The following is a 17,158-nucleotide window of genomic DNA, read 5'->3' on the forward strand; positions in this document are numbered from 1 at the left end:
GGAATCGGGCTGCCGCAAAGCCGGTCCGCTGCTAGGTTGCAAACGCATGGCAGATAGGCTGCAAACGCATGACGGAAACCATTTCGCCCACCCTGGCACGACGCATCGCACTGGCCGCCCAGGGCTTCGGCGCGCGGCGTCCGTCGCCCGGCGCCATCGACCGGCGGCACCTTTCGCGTTTCCTCGCACGCACCGGCCTTTTGCAGATCGACTCGGTCAGCGCCGTCGTGCGGGCGCATTACATGCCGCTCTATTCGCGCCTCGGGCCCTACCCGCTTTCGCTGGTCGATGACGCCGCCCGTCCGCGCCGGCGCCTGCTGTTCGAATACTGGGCGCACGAGGCCTCGTTCCTGCCTCTGGAGACATGGCCCCTGCTGCGCTGGCGCATGGAGCGCGCGGCGCGCGGCGAGGAAATGTATCGGGGGCTGGCGAAATTCGGCCGCGAGCGTTCGGACTTCATCGAGGAGATTTATCGCGAGGTGGAGACGCGCGGCCCGATCGCGGCATCCGACATGGATGGCCACAAGGGGTCCGGCGGCTGGTGGGGCTGGAGCGACGCCAAGGCCGCCTTCGAATGGCTGTTCTGGGCCGGCCGCATCACCACCGCCTTTCGCCGCGGCTTCGAGCGCGTCTACGATCTTCCCGGGCGGGTTCTGCCGCGCAACATCCTCGACCTGCCCGTTCCCGCGACGCAGGACGCCCAGCGCGAACTGTTGCGTATTTCCGCCCGCGCCCACGGCATCGCCACCGTCGCCTGCCTGCGCGACTATTTCCGCCTTTCCGCAACGGAAACCGTGCCGCGCATCGCCGAACTGGTCGAGGAAGGCGAACTGATTCCCGTGCGCATCAAGGGCTGGTCGCGGCAGGCCTATCTGCATCGGGACGCGCGCCTGCCGCGCAGGATCGACGCCCGCGCCCTGCTTGCCCCCTTCGATCCGCTGGTGTTCGAGCGCGACCGCACGGAGAACCTGTTCGGCTTCCGCTACCGCATCGAAATCTACACGCCGGCCGAGAAACGGCAGTACGGCTATTATGTCCTGCCCTTCCTGCTGGGCGACAGGATCGTCGCCCGCGTCGACCTCAGGGCAGACCGGCCGGCCAAGGTGCTACGCGTTCATGCCGCCTATGCCGAACCGCACGCCCCGGCCGAAACCGCTGCGGCGCTTTTCGATGAACTGGAACAGATGCGCGGCTGGCTGGAACTCGACCGCATCGAGGTCACGCCCGCCGGCGATCTTGGCCCGGCGCTGGCAGACATGGCCGCGTCGTAGCCGCGCGTTGACAGCGCGCCCCGCCAAAGCCTAAATCCGCCAAGACGGTCTCCACTTCCAAAGGAGGGGAGCTAAGAGGGAATGCGGTGCGGGATGTTCATCCCAACGCCGCGGCTGTCCCCGCAACTGTAGGCGGCGAGCCTTGCCAAACACCACTGGGTCGAAAAGCCCGGGAAGGCGGCGAAAAGGCGACAACCCGCGAGCCAGGAGACCTGCCGTCGACGAAACCGAGCCGAAAGCCTGGCGGGTGTCCCGGGCAAGGAGCATATTTTGGACTCAAGCCCAGCCCATCAGGCGACGCCACCCGTCAGCGACCGGGAAACCCGCGCGACGATCATCGTGTGCGTGTCCTGCCGCGACGCCAGCGGCTCGGATGCACATCCGCGCGCCGGCGAAAAGCTGGCGGAGGACACGCGCCGGGCCGCCGCCGGCGCGCCGGTCGAGATACGCACCGTAGAATGCCTCGGCAACTGCAAGCGCCGGCTCAGCGCCTCCATCCTCTCCGACGGCGCCTGGAGCTATGTGTTCGGCGACCTCGCCGAAGATTGCGGCGCCGATCTGGTCGCCGGTGCCCGCCTGCTCTCTGGAGCCGACGACGGCCTGATGCCGTGGCGCGGCCGCCCCGATTCGCTCAAGCGCGGCCTCGTCGCGCGCATTCCTCCTCTTACCATCCTGAAGGATCGACCATGACCGCAACCGCCGCCCGCGTGCCCTGCACCGTCGTCACCGGCTTCCTCGGCGCCGGCAAGACCACGCTGATCCGCAACCTGCTGGAGAACAGCAAAGGCAAGCGCCTCGCCCTCATCGTCAACGAGTTCGGCGACGTCGGCGTCGACGGCGAGATATTGAAAGGCTGCGGCATCGACGCCTGCCCGGAGGAGAACATCGTCGAGCTCGCCAATGGCTGCATCTGCTGTACCGTGGCCGACGATTTCGTGCCGGCGCTGGACCAGATCCTGTCGCGCACGCCCAGGGTCGATCATATCCTGATCGAGACTTCGGGCCTCGCCCTGCCGAAGCCGCTGGTGCAGGCGTTCCAGTGGCCGACGGTGAAAAGCCGCGTCACCGTCGATGGCGTGGTCGCCGTGGTCGATGGTCCCGCGCTTGCCGAGGGCAAGGTCGCTTCCGACATGGATGCGCTCGCCGCCCAGCGCGCCGAAGACGAGTCACTCGACCATGACGATCCGATCGAGGAGGTGTTCGAGGATCAGGTGGCCTGCGCCGATCTCATCATCCTTTCTAAGAACGATTTGCTGGACAAGGCCGCTGCCATCCGCGCCCGCAAGATCGTCGATGCCCATATCACGCCGGCCGTGAAGGTGGTCCCGTCCGAGCACGGCAAGGTCGATCCGTCGATCCTGCTCGGCCTCGGCCTCGCCGTCGAGGACGACATCGAAAACCGCAAGTCGCATCACGACGGCGCCGGCGACCATGAACACGACGACTTCGACACCTTCGTCATCGACGTCCCGTCCGTCACCGACCCCGAGGAACTGGCGCGCCGCATCGCCGCCGCCGCCGAGCAGGAGGACGTGCTGCGGGTGAAGGGGTTCGTGGAGGTTTCCGGCAAGCCGATGCGCCTGCTGGTTCAGGCTGTCGGTCCGCGCGTCAATCATTATTATGATCGCGCATGGACGGCCAATGACGACCGCCGCTCGCGGCTGGTGGTGATCGGCCTCAAGGGTCTCGACCGCCCGGCCATCGAGAAGATTCTGGCGGGCTGAACTAGGCAAGCGCGCCGCTCATCAGGATTGAACGATGCATATCCTGACCACCACCTCCGCCTCGCTCGATGATGTCATCGAGCCGGTCGACCTGCGCCAGACGCCGGGCGAGGTGGTGGCGCTGTCCTTCACGGACAGCGATCTCGCGGCGCTGGCCTCGGCATGGAAGGCCGAAGCCGACCGCCTGCCCTCCATGCGGCTGGCGGCGCTGCGCGACCTGCGTCACCCCATGTCGGTCGACCTGTGGGTGGACAGCGTCGCACAGCATGCAAAGGTCATTCTGGTACGTCTTCTGGGCGGCTACGACTGGTGGCGCTACGGCTGCGACCAGCTTGCCGCCACGGCGCGCGCAAAAGGCATCAGGCTGGCGCTGATGCCCGGCGAATGCCGCGACGAGGACGAGCGGCTGGCGCAGGCTTCCACCCTGCCCCGCGAGGAACTTTCCCTGCTGCTGGGCTATTTCCGCGAGGGCGGCCCGGCCAACATGCAGGCGCTGGTGCGCCGTCTGGCAAGGCTGGCCGGCCATGAGGCCGATGCTGCGGCTCCCACGCCGGTGCCGCGGGCCGGCTATTACGAACCCGGAACAGGCGTTGTCGAAACACCGCTGCTGGCGGACGACAAATCTGCTTCCGTCGTGCCGATTCTCTTCTACCGTTCCATGCTGCCGGCGGACGACATCGCCCCCATCGATGCGCTGACGGCGGAACTGCGCCGCACCGGCATCGCGGCGGTGCCGGTCTTCGTCTCCAGCCTGAAAGACGTCGCCTCGCTCGGCTTCGTCGAAAAGGCGATTGCAGTTCTGCAACCGGCGGCCATCGTCACCGCCACGGCCTTCGCTTCGGGCGCGGAGCCGGGCGCGGAAACGCTGTTCGACCGCACCGGCATTCCGGTGTTTCAGGTGGTGGTCGCCACGACGAAACGCGAGGCATGGGCAAGCGGCCAGCGCGGCCTTGCGCCCGCCGACCTCGCCATGCACGCCGTGCTGCCCGAACTCGACGGGCGCATCATGGCCGGCGCCATCTCCTTCAAGGCCGAGGCGGAGGCCGATCCGGCCCTTGGCCTGCGCGCCAACATAAACCAGCCGGTACCCGACCGTATCGCGCAGGTGGCGAGGCGGCTTTCCGCCTTCCTGCGCCTGCGCGCCACGCCGCCGGCCGAACGGCGCGTGGTCGTCATGATCCCCGACTATCCGAGCGCGCCCGGCCGCACCGGCTATGCCGTGGGGCTCGACGTGCCGAACAGCGTGCTCGCCATGCTGCATGACCTGAAAGATGCCGGCTATGTGGTTGACCGGATTCCGCAATCGCCGCGCGCCCTGCTCGACATGCTGGATCATGGTGGCGAGGATTTCAGCATCGATGACTACAAGACCTACTTCGCTGAACTGCCGGTTGAGGCGCGCGAGGCCGTGACGCAGGCTTGGGGGCCTTGCGAGATACCCCTCTCTGGCCTGCCGGCCATCTCCCCCACAAAGGGGGAGAGAGGCAGTTTTGGCGCCGGCTCCCCATTTGCGGCGTCGAAGATTGGCGAAAGCGTTTCTCCAAATCCGGCCTCCCCCCTTGTGGGGGAGATGGCCGGCAGGCCAGAGAGGGGTGAACCCGCCACGACGCGCTTCACCTTCCGCGCCGCCACCTTCGGCAACGTCACGGTCGCGCTCGCGCCCGATCGCGGTCGCTCCGAGGACCGCCGCGCCGACTACCACGATCCCACCCTGCCCCCGCGCCATGAACTGGTCGCCTTCGGCCTGTGGCTGCGCAAGGCGCTCGATGCCCACGCCATCGTCCATGTCGGCGCGCACGGCACGCTGGAATGGCTGCCGGGCAAGACGGTGGCGCTGAGCGAAACCTGCTTCCCCGAGATCGTCGCCGGCCCGCTGCCGGTCGTCTATCCGTTCATCGTCTCCAATCCCGGCGAGGCGGCGCAGGCCAAGCGGCGCATTTCAGCCGTCACGCTCGGCCATCTGCCGCCGCCGCTGATCGGCGCCGAACTGGACGAGCACCAGCAAAAGCTGGAACGGCTGGTGGATGAATATGCGCAGGCAGACGGGCTCGACCGCCGCCGCCGCGACCGGCTGGCGAAGCTGATCGTGGAGACGGCCGCCGAGACCGGCCTCGCTGTCGAGGCCGGCGTGACCACCACCGACGCGCCCGACGAGGCGCTGCGCCGCATAGATGCCTGGCTGTGCGACCTCAAGGATTTCGCCGTCAAGGACGGGCTGCACATCTATGGCCGCGCTCAGCCCGATGAAAACGATCCTCTGCGCCTGCAAAGCGCGAAAGCGGAAAAATCCGCCCTTCTCGCCGCACTCGATGGCCGCCACGTCACCGCCGGCCCGTCCGGCGCACCGGCGCGCGGCCGCACCGATGTGCTGCCCACCGGCCGCAACCTGTTCACCGCCGATCCGCGAGCCATGCCGACGCCGACCGCCTTCGACCTCGGCAAGGCGGCGGCCGGCGAGGTGGTAACTGCCTATGTGCAAACCCATGGCGACTGGCCGCGCGCGCTGGTCATCGACCTGTGGGGCTCGGCCTCGCTGCGCACCGGCGGCGAGGAAATCGCGCAGGGGCTGGCGCTGATGGGCTGCCGCCCGCAATGGGATGCCGCCACCGGCCGCGTCACCGGCATCGAGGTGCTGCCGCCGGCCGTGCTCGGCCGCCCGCGCGTCGATGTCACCTGGCGCATCTCCGGCCTGTTCCGCGACATGTTCCCGACCCAGATCGCGCTGATCGATGCCGCCGCGCGCGCGGTCGCGGCACGCGACGAGGCCGACGACGAAAACCCGCTGGCCGCCCTTGCCCGCGCCGAAGGCCGCATCGGCCCGCGCATCTTCGGCTCCTCGCCCGGCACCTATGGCGCCGGCATCGAAAGCCTGCTTGCCAGCGGCGACTGGGAAAGCCGCGAGGAGATCGGCCGCGCCTATCTGGACAGCGCCTCCCATGCCTATGGCGGCGCGGAGGGCGAAGGCGTCGCCGCGCCCGGCGCTTTCGCGGACCGGCTGTCGGAGGCCGATCTGCTCGTCCATACCGGCGACGATCCCGGCCGCGACATTCTCGAAGGCTCCGCCGATGTCGCCTTCATCGGCGGGTTTTCGGCCGCTCTCGCAACGCTCGGCCGCAACGCCGACGTCATCGTGCTCGACACCACCGACCCGGCAAGGCCGAAACCGCGCTCGGTATCCGAAGCGGTTTCTCGCGTGGTGCGCGCCCGCGCCGTCAACCCCCGCTTCATCGCCGGCCAGATGCGCCACGGCCCGCGCGGCGCTTCCGAATTCGCCGAAACCGTGGACCGGCTGGTCGGCTTCGCCGAAACCACGCACGCCATTCCGGGCGCGCTGATCGAGGCCGTTCATGACGCCTATCTCGGCGATGAGAAAGTGCGCGCCTTCCTGCTGCGCGAGAACCGCGAGGCGGCGGCGCTCATCGCCGAGCGCTTCCTGTCTGCCCGCCGGCGCGGCCTGTGGCACCCGCTGCGCAACTCCGTGGACGACGACCTCGCAGCGCTGATCGCCGAGGCAAGGCAGGTGGCGGCATGAACGCCTTCGCCAGACGCGGCGCCTGCCCCGCCCTTTCCACACCGATGCAGACCGGTGACGGCCTGCTCACCCGTCTCCACACTGTTGCGGGAGGTCTGCCGCCCAAGGCGTTGATCGGACTCTGCGAATCGGCGTTGCGCCACGGCAATGGCATCGTCGACGTGACGGCGCGCGGCTCGATCCAGATTCGCGGCCTCACGCCGTCGTCTGCGCGTGAACTGGCCCGCGAGGTCGCTGTGCTGGAGATCGACGTGCGCACCGGCGTGCCGGTCGAGACCGGCCCGCTGGCCGGCATCGACGCCCAGGAGATCGCCGACCCGCGCCCGCTGGCAAATGAAATCCGGGCCGCCATCGAAAAGGCCGGCCTTGGCGCGCGGCTCGGCCCAAAAGTTTCCGTGGTGGTGGATGGCGGCGGTCGCCTGCCCATGGACGCCGTGCTGGCCGATGTACGGCTTGTCGCCTGCGGCAACCCGGCAACATGGCATCTCGCCATCGGCGGAACTGCGGCGAGCGCCCGGCCACTTGGCTTCGTCGAAGAGGCACAAGCCTGCGCCGCAACCATCGCCATCCTCGAAGCCATTGCCGCCCTGGGCCGCGAGGCAAGGGCGCGCGATCTGGATGCGCAGCGTATCGTTGCGGAAATACCCCTCTCTGGCCTGCCGGCCATCTCCCCCACAAGAGGGGAGAAGGGATTGGGAGAAACGCTTTCGCCAATCTCCGTCGTGGCAGATGCGGAACTGACGCCAAAACTGCTGCTCTTCCCCCTTGTGGGGGAGATGGCCGGCAGGCCAGAGAGGGGTAATCTTCAAGCCGGGCCAACAGGCACTCCCGTCTCCATGTTCCCGCTGGCAGATGGCACGCTCGCCCTCGGCCTCGCGCTGCCCTTCGGCTCGATGCCGGCCGAAAGCATCATCGCGCTGGCGCAAGGCGCGATTGCGCTGGGCGTGACCGAAATCCGCCCTGCGCTGGCGCGGTCCCTGCTGTTTCCCGGCTTGAGCGCCGCTGCCTGCGAGACCTTGCGGCAAGCGGCGGCCTCCCTCGGCTTCGTAACCGACCCCGCCGATCCGCGCCTGTCCATTGCCGCCTGCCCCGGCGCTCCGGCCTGCGCTTCGGGCAGGATCGCGACGCGGGCACTGGCCGAACGCATCGCCGCCCGCCATGCGGATTTGCTCGACGGATCCTTCACGCTCCACGTTTCAGGCTGCGCGAAGGGCTGCGCGCACCCTGCCCCGGCGGCGCTCACCCTTGTCGGCAATGACGACGGTACGGGGATCACGCTGGGCGCAACCGCCCGGGCCCCAGCCGCCGAAGCGCATGTTGTCGCTGACGCGCAAGCCGGCATCGCCCACATCGCTTCGCTGGTGCAGGACATGCGCCATGCTGACGAAACCGTCGCCGCCTGCCTCGCCCGGCTGGGTGCTACAACCGTGACAACCGCCTTCATGCAGGAATGAGAATGACCGCCTACGATTACATACGCGACGGCAACGCCATCTATGAGCGCTCCTTCGCCATCATCCGCGCCGAGGCGAACCTGTCGCGCTTTTCACCAAAGGAAGCCGAGATCGCCATCCGCATGATCCATGCCTGCGGCGATGTCGAAGCGGTAAGGCATTTCGCCTTCGGTCCCGGCTTCGTGGAGGCGGCGCGCGCGGCACTTCAGGCCGGAGCGCCCATCTTCTGCGATGCCGAGATGGTGGCGCGCGGCGTCACCCGCGCCCGCCTGCCCGCGGACAACGAGGTGATCTGCACGCTGCGCGATCCGCAAACAGCCGAAATCGCCGCATCTATCGGCAACACCCGCTCCGCCGCTGCGCTCGACCTGTGGGGCGAGCGTATGGCGGGCGCGGTCGTCGCCATCGGCAACGCGCCCACCGCGCTTTTCTACCTGCTGGAAAAACTCCGCGACGGCGCGCCGAAACCGGCCGCCGTCATCGGCATGCCGGTCGGCTTCGTCGGCGCGGCCGAATCCAAGGAGGCGCTGGCGGAAAATTCCTGGGGCGTGCCTTATGCAATCGTGCGCGGCAGGCTGGGCGGCAGCGCCATGACCGCCGCCGCTCTCAACGCACTGGCGAGGCCCGGCCTGTGAGCGCGCAAGCAACCACCGGCCGGCTGATCGGCGTCGGCACCGGCCCCGGCGACCCCGAACTGCTGACGCTGAAGGCCGTGCGCGCGCTGGGTGAAGCCGATGTCGTGGCGCATTTCGCCAAGCGCAATTCCAACGGCAACGCGCGCGCCATCGTGGAGGGCCATATCAGGCCGGGCGCCGTGGAACTGCCCCTGCACTATCCGGTCACCACCGAGATCGACAAGGATCATGCCGACTACAAGGCGCAGATCCTCGCCTTCTACGAGGAGTCGGCGGCAAAAGTGGCCGAGCACCTTGCAGCCGGCCGCACCGTCGCCGTGCTGTCGGAGGGCGATCCGCTGTTCTACGGCTCCTACATGCACCTGCATGTGCGCCTCGCCCATCGCTTCCCCACCGAGGTCATCCCCGGCGTCACCGCCATGTCGGGCTGCTGGTCGGCCACCGGCCAGCCCATCGTGCAGGGCGACGACGTGCTGACCGTCCTGCCCGGCACCATGGGCGAGGCCGAGCTTGTGCGCCGCCTTGCCGATACCGACGCTGCCGTCATCATGAAGGTGGGCCGCAACCTGCCCAAGATCAGGCGCGCGCTGACCGCCTCGAACCGGCTGGAAAAGGCCGTCTATGTCGAGCGCGGCACCATGGCCAATGGCGCGTCGATGCGCCTCGCCGACAAGCTTGACGATGCCGCCCCCTATTTCAGCATCATCCTCGTCGCCGGCTGGGAAAACCGGCCCGGCGAGCGCGCTTCGGGAGTGGTGGTATGAGCGGCCGCCTCGCTATCATCGGGCTCGGCCCCGGCAATGAAGCGCAGGTGACGCCGGAAGCCAGCCGCGCCGTCGAGCAAGCCGCCTTCTTCTACGGCTACAAGCCCTATGTCGACCGGCTCGACCTTAGGCCCGGCCAGACCCGCATCGCCTCCGACAATCGCGAGGAGCTGGCGCGGGCGAAAGAGGCGCTGGAAAAGGCAGTCAAGGGCCACAGCGTCGCCGTCGTGTCCGGCGGCGACCCGGGTGTCTTCGCCATGGCGGCGGCCGTGTGCGAAGCGATCGAATCCGGTCCGGAAGAATGGAAGGCGCTCGACATCGAGATCGTGCCGGGCATCACCGCCATGCTGGCGGTGGCGGCGCGCATCGGCGCGCCCCTCGGTCACGATTTCTGCGCCATCTCGCTGTCCGACAACCTGAAGCCTTGGGACCTGATCGAGCTGCGACTGCTGGCGGCAGCCGGCGCGGGCTTCGTCGTCGCGCTCTACAACCCGATCAGCAAGTCGCGCCCCTGGCAGCTCGGCCGCGCTTTCGAGACGCTGTCTGCCATCCTGCCCGGCACGGTGCCGGTAGTGTTCGGTCGCGCCGCCGGCCGTCCGGACGAGCGCATGCAGGTCTGTCTGCTGGCCGATGCGAAGCCGGAAATGGCCGACATGGCCACCTGCATCATCGTCGGCTCGACCGAGACGCGCATCATAAAACGTGGTGAAAAGCCCGCTCTGGTCTACACGCCGCGCGCCGCGACGAGGCCGAAATGAGCCACCGCCATCTCGACAAGTTCGGCGACGGTGGAAGCGGAAGGCACCTGCGGCAGCACCGGCCGGCGGATCATGATCACCTCGATACCGAGCGCCCGCGCCGCCGCGATCTTGCCATAGCTGGCCGCCCCGCCGCTGTCCTTCGAGACGACGGCATCGATGCGGTTTTCCCCCAGCAATGCGAGCTCGGCCTCCTCCGCGAACGGCCCGCGCGCCAGAATGTAGCGCACATCGGGAGCCGCCAGCGGCGGTTCGACCGGATCGACGCTGCGGACGAGATAGAAATGCTGCGAGGCAGCCGCGAAGGCGCCTGCCTCCTGCCGGCCGATGCTCAGGAACACGCGGCGCGGCGCGTGTCCGAGCGCTCCCACCGCATCCGTCACATCTTCCGCAAACGTCCAGCGATCACCTTCCCGCTGCTCCCAGCCCGGACGACGCAGCGCCAGTATCGCGACACCCGCCTGTTGCGCGGCCTTGGCCGCATTGGCGGAAATGCGCGCGGCATAAGGGTGCGTGGCGTCGATCAGCAGATCGACCCGCTGTTCCGCCAGATGTCGCGCCAGCCCCTCCGCGCCGCCGAAGCCGCCGACGCGTACCGGCACCGGCTGGCGAACGGGATTTTCGGTACGGCCGGCCAGCGAAAGCGCGACATCGAGTTCGGGCAGGGCCGCGAGCTTTTCCGCTGCCTGCCGCGCTTCCGTCGTTCCGCCCAGAATGAGGATGCGCATGTCGGCTGAGGCTCCTTCCCGCCCGTGGCTCACCATCGTCGGCATTGGTGAGGACGGCATATCCGGTCTCGGCGAAGAGGCCAAGCAGGCGATCAAAGCCGCCGAATTCGTGTTCGGCGGCGCCCGGCATCTGGAACTCGCCGCTCCTCTCATCAAGGGCGAAGCGCGCCAATGGCCAAAACCGTTCGATACGGCCATGACCGAGGTGGCTGCGCTTGCCGGCCGCAAGGTCTGCGTGCTGGCTTCAGGCGACCCGTTCTTCCACGGCGTCGGCGTCACGTTGGCGCGGAAAATACCGGCGGAAGAGATGCGCGCCATCCCCGCGCCATCCACCACCTCGCTCGCCGCCGCCCGCATGGGCTGGGCCTTGCAGGAGGTGGAAACCGTCTCGCTGCACGGCCGCCCCATCGACCTGATCCGCCCGCTGCTGCATCCGCGCGCGCGCCTCCTCGCGCTGACCTCGGACGGCGAAGCCCCGGCGGCAATCGCGGCGCTGCTTGCCGAACTCGGCTTCGGCCCCTCGCGCATCACCGTGCTGGAGGCACTGGGTGGCCCGAACGAACGCATCCGCAGCGCCCGCGCCGACGCCTTCAAGCTCGAAAAAATCAACCCGCTCAATGTGCTGGCGCTGGAAATTGAATCGGAATCCCAAGCGCGCATCCTGCCGCTGACGCCCGGCATCGCCGACGATCTGTTCGAGCATGACGGCCAGATCACCAAGCGCGAGGTGCGGGCACTGACGCTCTCGGCGCTCGCCCCGAGGCGCGGCGAATTGTTGTGGGACATCGGCGCGGGCTCCGGCTCCGTCGCTATAGAATGGATGCTGGCGCACCCCTCGTTGCGCGCCATCGCCATCGAGGCCGACCCGGCCCGCGCCGCACGCATCGGCCGCAACGCCGCCGCCTGCGGCGTGCCGGACCTGACGGTCATCCACGGCGCTGCCCCCGAGGCATTGGCCGGTCTCCACACGCCGGATGCCATCTTCATCGGCGGCGGGGGCAGCGATCCCGGCGTTCTCGACGCGGCTATTCAGGCGCTGCGCCCCGGCGGGCGCCTCGTCGCCAATGCCGTCACGCTCGAACTGGAAGCGCTGCTGATCGCCCGCCATGCCGGCTTGGGCTGCACGCTCACCCGCATTTCCGTCGCGCGCGCGGCCCCGGTCGGCACCATGGCCGGATGGAAGCCGGCCATGCCGATCACGCAGTGGAGCTGGGAAAAGTCATGATCGTCGCCGGCATAGGATGCCGCAAGGGCGTCTCGCTTCAGGAGGTTCTGGCGGCGGTGGAATCTGCACTCGAGCCCTACGGCCTGTCGCCCGATTCGCTGTCGGGCCTCGCCACGGCCAAGCTTAAAGCCGGTGAACAGGCGATCATCGAAGCCGGAAACAAGCTGCGCCTTCCCGTCTTCCTTGTCGACGGGCCCGCCCTGCAACTGGTTTCGCTGCGCGGCCTGACCCGCTCGGCCGCATCGCTGTCCGCGGCCGGCACGCCGTCCGTCTCGGAAACGGCGGCCCTTGCCGCCGCAGGCCAGAAATCGCGGCTGCTCGGCCCCCGCTCCGTGCATGGATCGGTGACCTGCGCCATCGCCGTCAACGGAGAAGAGCCGTGACCGTCCATTTCATCGGCGCCGGGCCCGGTGCGGCCGACCTCATCACCCTGCGCGGCGCGAACCTGCTCGCCTCCTGCCCGGTGTGCCTTTATGCCGGTTCCATCGTTTCGCCCGAACTGCTTCGGCATTGCGGACCGGGAAAGAAGCTGGTCGACACCGCTCCGATGTCGCTCGACGAGATCGAGGCCGAGTATCGCGCCGCCCACGCGGCCGGGCAGGACGTGGCGCGGCTGCATTCGGGCGACCTTTCGGTGTGGAGCGCGGTGGCAGAGCAGATTCGCCGGCTGGAACGCGCCGGCATTCCTTACACACTCACTCCCGGCGTGCCTTCCTTCGCGGCCGCCGCCGCCGCGCTCGGGCGTGAACTCACCATTCCGGAAGTCGCGCAGAGCCTCGTGCTGACCCGCATTTCCGGCCGCGCCTCGAAGATGCCGCCCGGCGAAACGCTCGCCGCCTTCGGCCGCACGGGGTCCACCCTCGCCATCCACCTCGCCATCCACGCCATCGAACAGGTGGTCGCGGAACTGACCCCGCTTTATGGCACGGATTGCCCGGTGGCCGTCGTGTTCCGCGCCTCCTGGCCGGAACAGCGCGTGGTCAGGGCCACGCTGGCGACCATCGAGCAGGAACTTGGCAAGGATCCCATCGAGCGTTCGGCCATCATCTTCGTCGGCCGCTCGCTGGCCGCCGAGGATTTCTCCGAAAGCGCGCTCTACGATGCCACTTATCAGCGCCGCTTCCGCGGCCGGGAGGGCGCATGAGCGTCGACACGCCAAAGGCGGCGCTTGCCGAAGCGCTTGCCCGTCTCGATTTCGAGCCGCGCGTACTGGAACCCGGCCATGTCTGGCTGGCGGGAGCCGGCCCCGGAGACCCGCGCCTGCTGACCCTCGACGTGCTGGGCGCGCTGGCGCAGGCCGACGCCCTCGTCCATGACGCGCTGGTGTCGCCCGAGATCGTCGCCGTCGCCGCGCAGGCGGAGAAATTCTATGTCGGCAAGCGCGGCGGCCGGCTCTCCATCCCGCAGGAGGAGATCAATGCGCTGCTGGTGAAGCTCGGCCGGGAAGGCCGCAAGGTGGTACGGCTGAAGGGCGGCCACCCCTATGTGTTCGGGCGCGGCGGCGAGGAAGCCCGCGCGCTGTCCGAAGCCGGCATTCCCTATCGGGTGCTGCCGGGCGTCACCTCCGCTTTCGGCGGTCTCACTTCGGCCGGCATTCCCGCCACCATGCGCGGCGTCAACGGCGCCGTGATCCTTGCCACCGGTTTCGCAGCCGTTTCGGATGACCGGCCGGACTGGGCGGCCCTTGCCCGCACCGGCCAGCCCATCGTCATCTATATGGGCCTTACCCACATGGTGGCGACCGTGGCCGACCTGCTGTCCGGCGGGCTTTCGCCCGACACGCCGGCCGCGCTCATCGAAAACGCCACTCTGGCGCAAGAGCGCACAGTGGTGGCCACCCTCGGCACGCTGGTTGAAGCAGCGGAACGCGCGCAGATCGTCTCGCCGGCTCTCATCGTGGTCGGCGGCATCGTGGCGCTGCGCGACAAACTGGCGGGCAAGCCATGACAGCGCGTGCGATCATCATCGGCGCGCCGCGCTCGGGCGCGGGCAAGACCAGCGTCACCATCGGCCTGCTGCGGGCGCTGGCCCGGCGCGGCCTGCGCGTACGTGGCGCAAAATCCGGCCCCGATTATATCGATCCCGGCTTCCATGAGGCCGCCACTGGCCTTGCCGGCGTCAATCTCGACAGTTGGGCCATGGCCCCCTCGCTGCTCAATGGGCTGGCACGGCGCGCCGCTGAAGATGCCGACATCGTCGTTCTGGAAAGCGCCATGGGCCTGTTCGACGGCATTCCGGGCACGCCCGGCCGTTCCGGCGCTGCTTCCGATCTCGCCGCGCTATACGGCATCCCCACGCTGCTGGTGCTCGACGTGTCCGGCCAGTCCACCACGGTCGCGGCGGTTGCCAAGGGGTTCGCCACCTACCGGCCGGAGGTGCGCATTGCCGGCGTGGTGCTGAACCGGCTGGGCAGCGAACGGCATCGCCGCCTGTGCGCCGAGGCGGTGGAAGCGCTCGGCCTGCCGGTGGTCGGCGCCATCGAGCGCGACCCGACGCTTACCATGCCGGAACGCCATCTGGGGCTGGTGCAGGCGGGCGAGCATGACGACCTGATGGCCTTCATCGACCGCATGGCCGACATGGCCGAACGCTCCATCGACCTTGACGCGGTTATCGAACTGGCCGCCCCGCTAAGCCCGCAAGATGGAGATTTCGCCTGCGCCCTGCCCCCGCCGGGACAGCGCATCGCGCTGGCGCAGGACCGCGCCTTCACCTTCCTCTACCCGCACGTCGCCCGCCATTGGCGCGATGAAGGCGCCGAGATCGTGCCCTTCTCGCCGCTGGCCGACGAGTCGCCAGGACCCGATTGCGACGTGTGCTGGCTGCCCGGCGGCTATCCCGAACTGCACGCCGGAACGCTGGCCTCGGCCGAAAATTTCCGCGCCGGAATGGCAGTGTTCGCGGCGGAAAAACCCGTGCATGGCGAGTGCGGCGGCTACATGGTGCTGGGCGAGGCTCTGGAAGATGCGGATGGCGTCACCCACAGGATGCTCGGCCTGCTCGGCCACACCACCAGCTTCGCCAAACGCAAGATGAACCTCGGCTACCGGCAGGCGCACCTTCTGGCCGACTGTCCGCTGGGCCGCGCCGACGACCCCATCCGGGGCCACGAATTCCACTATGCGCGGGTCACCGACCCCGGCAACGACAGCCCCATTGCCGACCTTGCCGATGGCCAGGGCAACCCGCTTGGCCCGTCCGGCGGTCGGCGCGGCCATGTCAGCGGCACCTTCTTCCATGCCATAGCGCGGGCGGGCGCATGAGGGACCGGCTCAACCCGCTCGATATCGCGCTTTGCCTCGCCTTCTTCACGCGGCTGCCGCTGCCGCACCTCGATTTCCGCGACCGCACGCTGGCGGATGCGATCTGGGCCGCCCCCATTGCCGGACTGGCAGTCGCTATCTTTGCTTCCGCCGCCTATGCGCTTGGCGGGTGGCTCGGCCTGCCCTCGGGCCCGGCCGCCGCCCTCGCGCTGGCCGTCGCCATGCTGATGACCGGATGCCTGCATGAGGACGGTCTGTCCGACGTGGCGGATGGTTTCGGCGGCGGCTCGACGCGCGAGCGCAAGCTGGAGATCATGCGCGATAGCCGCATCGGCTCCTACGGCACGGCCGCGCTGGTCGTCTCCCTGCTGCTGCGCTGGAGCGCACTGGCTGCTCTCGCCGGCCCAGCGCAGGTGTTCGCCGCCCTCATCGCCGCCCATTGCGCCTCGCGCGCCCTGCCCGCCGCGCTGATGCATGTCCTGCCGCCGGCCCGCGCGGATGGGCTTTCGGCCAGCGCCGGCACGGTTTCGCAGGAGAGTGCCTTGCTCGGCGCTGGTATCGGAGCCGTGTCGCTTCTGGTCCTCGGGCTCGGCGCCGCGCTCGCTGCGCTTATCCTGCTTGTCCTGCTGATTGTCGGCTTCGCCGCACTGTGCCGCCGCCAGATCGGCGGCCAGACCGGCGACACCGCCGGCGCCCTCCAGCAACTGGGCGAGATCGCCATCCTGCTGGCCGCTTCAACCGCCTTCATCTGACTCATTTCCGGAGCTTCCCTTTCCATGCCCTTCAAATCGCTTGAAGAACTGCGCAGCGCTTGCCTCGATCTGCCGGCCGGAAACGAGGCGGCGCAGGCGGCCGTCGCGCGCCGTCAGGACACACTGACCAAGCCGCAGGGCAGCCTCGGCCGGCTGGAGGAGATTGCCGGCTGGCTGGCGCGCTGGCAGGGCCAAGACATGCCGAAGCTGGAGCGGGTGAAGGTGATCGTCTTCGCTGGCAATCATGGCGTCACCGCACAAGGCGTTTCCGCCTTCCCGGCGGAAGTCACCGTGCAGATGGTGGCGAATTTCGCCCATGGCGGCGCGGCCATCAACCAGTTCGCCCGCGCGGCCGGCGCGGAGCTTGACGTCATTCCGCTCGACCTCGACCGGCCGACCGGCGACTTCACGCAGGAGCCGGCCATGGATGAGGCCGATTTCCTTGCCGCCGTCTCGGCCGGCTATGATACGGTCGAGGAAAATCTCGATCTCGTCTGCTTCGGCGAGATGGGCATAGGCAACACCACGCCGGCCGCTGCCATCGCCGCCGCCCTGTTCGGGGGCGAGGTGCAGGGCTGGACCGGGCGCGGTACCGGCGTCGACGATGCCGGGCTGAAGCGCAAGGTCGCGGCCATCGAGGCCGGGCTGAAACGCCATTCGGCCGCGCTCGCCGACCCGCTGCAAGTGGCGGCCAGCCTCGGCGGACGCGAACTCGCCGCCATCTTCGGCGCCACGCTGGCCGCGCGTCATCGCGGCGTGCCGGTGCTGCTCGATGGTTTCGTATGCACCGCCGCTGTAGCGCCGCTGGCCAGGCTCCATGCGCAGGGCCTCGCGCATGCGTTTTCCGCCCATGTCTCGGCCGAGGCCGGCCATCGCCGCCTGCTTGAGGCACTGGAGCTGAAGCCCTTGCTCGACCTCGGCATGCGGCTCGGCGAAGGCTCAGGCGCCTGCCTTGCCGTGAACATCGTGCGATCGGCGCTGGAGTGCCATGCCCGCATGGCAAGCTTTGCCGAAGCCGGTGTCTCGGGAGGCTGAGCGGCAGAAGCGGATGT

General features: G+C 68.8%; 16 protein-coding genes and 1 riboswitch. Of the genes, 15 read left to right on the forward strand and 1 reads right to left on the reverse strand.

The features are described from left to right. Window positions 1-68: 68 nt before the first annotated feature. From ACVCNR_RS03170 to ACVCNR_RS03205, 8 genes are all read left to right on the forward strand, one after another. Window positions 69-1,271, forward strand: a complete 1,203-nt coding sequence (locus ACVCNR_RS03170; RefSeq protein ID WP_447073802.1) for a winged helix-turn-helix domain-containing protein — start codon at window positions 69-71, stop codon at window positions 1,269-1,271. A gap of 28 nt (window positions 1,272-1,299) precedes the next feature. Next, window positions 1,300-1,505, forward strand: a riboswitch (cobalamin riboswitch). A 36-nt stretch (window positions 1,506-1,541) separates the two neighbouring features. Beyond that, entirely contained in the window at window positions 1,542-1,961 is a 420-nt protein-coding gene (locus ACVCNR_RS03175; RefSeq protein ID WP_447073803.1) for a DUF1636 family protein, read from the forward strand. Beyond that, on the forward strand, window positions 1,958-2,995 hold the full coding sequence (gene cobW, locus ACVCNR_RS03180) for a cobalamin biosynthesis protein CobW (RefSeq protein WP_447073804.1): 1,038 nt from the start codon (window positions 1,958-1,960) through the stop codon (window positions 2,993-2,995). Before ACVCNR_RS03175 ends, cobW begins: the two co-directional genes overlap by 4 nt. A gap of 34 nt (window positions 2,996-3,029) precedes the next feature. Continuing rightward, entirely contained in the window at window positions 3,030-6,527 is a 3,498-nt protein-coding gene (locus tag ACVCNR_RS03185) for a cobaltochelatase subunit CobN (protein WP_447073805.1), read from the forward strand. Then, window positions 6,524-7,981: a precorrin-3B synthase gene (cobG, locus tag ACVCNR_RS03190; RefSeq protein WP_447073806.1), complete on the forward strand. Its 1,458-nt coding sequence runs from the start codon at window positions 6,524-6,526 to the stop codon at window positions 7,979-7,981. Before ACVCNR_RS03185 ends, cobG begins: the two co-directional genes overlap by 4 nt. Before the next feature lie 2 nt (window positions 7,982-7,983). Continuing rightward, window positions 7,984-8,616, forward strand: coding sequence for a precorrin-8X methylmutase (locus ACVCNR_RS03195; RefSeq protein WP_447073807.1), 633 nt, complete (start codon window positions 7,984-7,986; stop codon window positions 8,614-8,616). After that, window positions 8,613-9,380, forward strand: coding sequence for a precorrin-2 C(20)-methyltransferase (locus ACVCNR_RS03200; protein ID WP_447073808.1), 768 nt, complete (start codon window positions 8,613-8,615; stop codon window positions 9,378-9,380). The genes ACVCNR_RS03195 and ACVCNR_RS03200 overlap by 4 nt, the downstream gene beginning before the upstream one ends. After that, window positions 9,377-10,138 (forward strand): precorrin-3B C(17)-methyltransferase, encoded by a 762-nt coding sequence (locus tag ACVCNR_RS03205; RefSeq protein ID WP_447073809.1) that lies wholly within the window; start codon window positions 9,377-9,379, stop codon window positions 10,136-10,138. Before ACVCNR_RS03200 ends, ACVCNR_RS03205 begins: the two co-directional genes overlap by 4 nt. On the opposite strand, the gene ACVCNR_RS03210 is transcribed toward ACVCNR_RS03205, so the two are convergent. After that, window positions 10,105-10,866, reverse strand: a complete 762-nt coding sequence (locus ACVCNR_RS03210; RefSeq protein WP_447073810.1) for a cobalt-precorrin-6A reductase — start codon at window positions 10,864-10,866, stop codon at window positions 10,105-10,107. The genes ACVCNR_RS03205 and ACVCNR_RS03210 overlap by 34 nt on opposite strands. On the opposite strand from ACVCNR_RS03210, the gene cbiE reads away from it, so the two are divergent. The 7 genes from cbiE to cobT are packed head-to-tail and all read left to right on the forward strand — an operon-like array spanning window position 10,865 to window position 17,141. Continuing rightward, window positions 10,865-12,091, forward strand: a complete 1,227-nt coding sequence (cbiE, locus tag ACVCNR_RS03215; protein WP_447073811.1) for a precorrin-6y C5,15-methyltransferase (decarboxylating) subunit CbiE — start codon at window positions 10,865-10,867, stop codon at window positions 12,089-12,091. The two genes, ACVCNR_RS03210 and cbiE, sit on opposite strands and share 2 nt — an antisense overlap. Beyond that, window positions 12,088-12,474 carry a cobalamin biosynthesis protein gene (locus tag ACVCNR_RS03220; protein WP_447073812.1) on the forward strand — a complete coding sequence of 129 codons (387 nt, stop codon included), beginning with the start codon at window positions 12,088-12,090 and terminating at the stop codon, window positions 12,472-12,474. The genes cbiE and ACVCNR_RS03220 overlap by 4 nt, the downstream gene beginning before the upstream one ends. Beyond that, window positions 12,471-13,235, forward strand: a complete 765-nt coding sequence (cobM, locus tag ACVCNR_RS03225) for a precorrin-4 C(11)-methyltransferase (RefSeq protein WP_447073813.1) — start codon at window positions 12,471-12,473, stop codon at window positions 13,233-13,235. Before ACVCNR_RS03220 ends, cobM begins: the two co-directional genes overlap by 4 nt. Further along, window positions 13,232-14,038, forward strand: coding sequence for a uroporphyrinogen-III C-methyltransferase (cobA, locus tag ACVCNR_RS03230; protein WP_354192085.1), 807 nt, complete (start codon window positions 13,232-13,234; stop codon window positions 14,036-14,038). The genes cobM and cobA overlap by 4 nt, the downstream gene beginning before the upstream one ends. Then, window positions 14,035-15,354, forward strand: a complete 1,320-nt coding sequence (locus tag ACVCNR_RS03235; protein WP_354192084.1) for a cobyrinic acid a,c-diamide synthase CobB — start codon at window positions 14,035-14,037, stop codon at window positions 15,352-15,354. The genes cobA and ACVCNR_RS03235 overlap by 4 nt, the downstream gene beginning before the upstream one ends. Next, window positions 15,351-16,106 carry an adenosylcobinamide-GDP ribazoletransferase gene (cobS, locus tag ACVCNR_RS03240; RefSeq protein WP_354192083.1) on the forward strand — a complete coding sequence of 252 codons (756 nt, stop codon included), beginning with the start codon at window positions 15,351-15,353 and terminating at the stop codon, window positions 16,104-16,106. The genes ACVCNR_RS03235 and cobS overlap by 4 nt, the downstream gene beginning before the upstream one ends. 24 nt (window positions 16,107-16,130) lie before the next feature. Next, complete coding sequence (cobT, locus tag ACVCNR_RS03245; RefSeq protein ID WP_447073814.1) at window positions 16,131-17,141, forward strand: nicotinate-nucleotide--dimethylbenzimidazole phosphoribosyltransferase; 1,011 nt, start codon at window positions 16,131-16,133, stop codon at window positions 17,139-17,141. Window positions 17,142-17,158 lie beyond the last annotated feature (17 nt).

The sequence above is a fragment of the Aquamicrobium terrae genome, assembly GCF_052978165.1.

Excerpts from the sequence above, each read along its gene's own strand:
- ACVCNR_RS03170 (WP_447073802.1), top strand. The coding sequence starts at position 69 with ATGACGGAAACCATTTCGCCCACCCTGGCACGACGCATCGCACTGGCC.
- cobW (WP_447073804.1), top strand. The coding sequence starts at position 1,958 with ATGACCGCAACCGCCGCCCGCGTGCCCTGCACCGTCGTCACCGGCTTC.
- ACVCNR_RS03185 (WP_447073805.1), top strand. The coding sequence starts at position 3,030 with ATGCATATCCTGACCACCACCTCCGCCTCGCTCGATGATGTCATCGAG.
- cobG (WP_447073806.1), top strand. The coding sequence starts at position 6,524 with ATGAACGCCTTCGCCAGACGCGGCGCCTGCCCCGCCCTTTCCACACCG.
- ACVCNR_RS03195 (WP_447073807.1), top strand. The coding sequence starts at position 7,984 with ATGACCGCCTACGATTACATACGCGACGGCAACGCCATCTATGAGCGC.
- ACVCNR_RS03205 (WP_447073809.1), top strand. The coding sequence starts at position 9,377 with ATGAGCGGCCGCCTCGCTATCATCGGGCTCGGCCCCGGCAATGAAGCG.
- cbiE (WP_447073811.1), top strand. The coding sequence starts at position 10,865 with ATGTCGGCTGAGGCTCCTTCCCGCCCGTGGCTCACCATCGTCGGCATT.
- ACVCNR_RS03210 (WP_447073810.1), bottom strand. The coding sequence starts at position 10,866 with ATGCGCATCCTCATTCTGGGCGGAACGACGGAAGCGCGGCAGGCAGCG.
- ACVCNR_RS03220 (WP_447073812.1), top strand. The coding sequence starts at position 12,088 with ATGATCGTCGCCGGCATAGGATGCCGCAAGGGCGTCTCGCTTCAGGAG.
- cobA (WP_354192085.1), top strand. The coding sequence starts at position 13,232 with ATGAGCGTCGACACGCCAAAGGCGGCGCTTGCCGAAGCGCTTGCCCGT.
- ACVCNR_RS03235 (WP_354192084.1), top strand. The coding sequence starts at position 14,035 with ATGACAGCGCGTGCGATCATCATCGGCGCGCCGCGCTCGGGCGCGGGC.
- cobS (WP_354192083.1), top strand. The coding sequence starts at position 15,351 with ATGAGGGACCGGCTCAACCCGCTCGATATCGCGCTTTGCCTCGCCTTC.
- cobT (WP_447073814.1), top strand. The coding sequence starts at position 16,131 with ATGCCCTTCAAATCGCTTGAAGAACTGCGCAGCGCTTGCCTCGATCTG.